The sequence below is a fragment of the Kitasatospora sp. NPDC041988 genome (genome assembly GCF_055588525.1).
The window spans coordinates 1-1,793 of the sequence record NZ_JBVJCO010000111.1 but is presented as its reverse complement, the minus strand read 5'-3'; the positions used below and the strand labels follow the sequence as shown (position 1 = coordinate 1,793).

1 protein-coding gene is annotated in these 1,793 nt (G+C 68.3%); it reads right to left on the bottom strand.

The genetic code is table 11. From position 1 onward, the window contains the following. The coding region (locus ACZ6NC_RS41900; protein WP_465739142.1) for a non-ribosomal peptide synthetase at positions 1-1,793 on the bottom strand (1,793 nt) is incomplete at both ends.

Below are 1,793 nucleotides of genomic sequence, written 5' to 3'. Positions count from 1 at the left end.
CCGCCGAGTTCGAAGAAGCTGTCGTCGATGCCGACCGAGGGCAGCCGCAGGACCTCGGCGAACGCCGTGCACAACACCTCCTCCCGCGGGGAACGCGGAGCACGCGAATCCACCCCCGCCTGGAACTCCGGCGCCGGCAACGCCTTCCGATCGGTCTTCCCGTTCGGAGTCAGCGGCAACGCCTCCAACACCACGAACGCCGACGGCACCATGTACTCCGGCAACCCGGCCGCCACATACGACCGCAGACCCGCCACATCGACCCCGCCCGCACCCGAACGCGGCACCACATACGCCACCAACCGCGCCGGACCACCCTCGTCCACCCGCGCCAGAGCAACCGCCTGCGACACCGACTCATGACCAGCCAGCACCGACTCGATCTCACCCAGCTCGATCCGGAAACCCCGCACCTTCACCTGGTGATCCACCCGGCCCGAGAACTCCAACCGGCCGTCCCCACACCACCGCACCACATCACCCGTGCGATACATCCGCTCACCCGGCCCACCGAACGGACACGCCACGAACCGCTCCGCCGACAACCCCGGCCGACCGTGATACCCACGCACCACACCCGCACCCGCGATATACAACTCACCCGCCACACCCGGAGCCACCGGACGCAACCACTCGTCCAGCACGAACACCCGCGTATTGGCAATCGGCCCACCGATCGACACCACACCACCCGGCGACACCTCCGCCACCGTCGACCAGATCGTCGTCTCCGTCGGCCCGTACAGATTCGTCACCGACGCCGCCAGACCAGCCAGACGCCCCGCCAGACCAGGCGGCAACGCCTCACCACCCACCAACACCCGCAGACCCCGCACACCCTCCGGATCCGCCGACACCAACGCCTGCCACAACGACGGCGTCGCCTGCACCACCCCCGCCCCGCTCGCCCGCGCCAGCCCCAACAGCGCCACCGGATCCAGCACCGTCTCCCGGTCCGCGATCACCACGCCCGCACCCGACAACAACGGCAGATACAACTCCAACGCCGCAATGTCGAACGACACCGTCGTCACCGCCAGCAACCGGTCCGACGCCCCCAGCCCGAACCGCTCCCCCATATCCGCCAGGAAGTTGCTCAGCCCACCGTGCGGAACCACCACACCCTTCGGACGACCCGTCGAACCCGACGTGTAGATCACATACGCCGCACTGTCCGGCGACACCAACACCCCCGGAGCCGACGCCGAACCCCGCGCCAACTCCGACACCGTCCCCACCGCGTCCAGCACCAGCACCGGAACATCCCCGGCCCCCGCCACCAGACCCACCGTCTGCGACGACACCAACGCCAACGCCGGCCGCGCATCCTCCAACGTGTACCCGATCCGCTCCACCGGATGCTCCGGATCCAACGGCAGATACGCCGCCCCACTCTTCAACACCGCCAACAACGCCACCAACAGATCCACCGACCGCGGCAACGCCACCGCCACCACCCGCTCAGGACCAACACCCCGAGCCACCAGCAAACCCGCCAGACGATTCGCCCGCTCCTCCAAATCCGCGAACGTCAACTCCACACCACCCGACACCACCGCCACCGCACCAGGAGTCCGCACCACCTGCTCCGCGAACAACTCATGCACCCGACCCGACGGCACCACCCGAGCAGTGTCATTCCAACCAACCACCACCCGCTCACGCTCAACCACCGACAACACATCCACCACACCGACCCGCACCCCCGGATCAGCCGCCACCGCCTCCAACACCCGCACCAACCGCCCCACCAACACCCGCACACCGTCCTCATCGAACAGATCGGTGCTGTA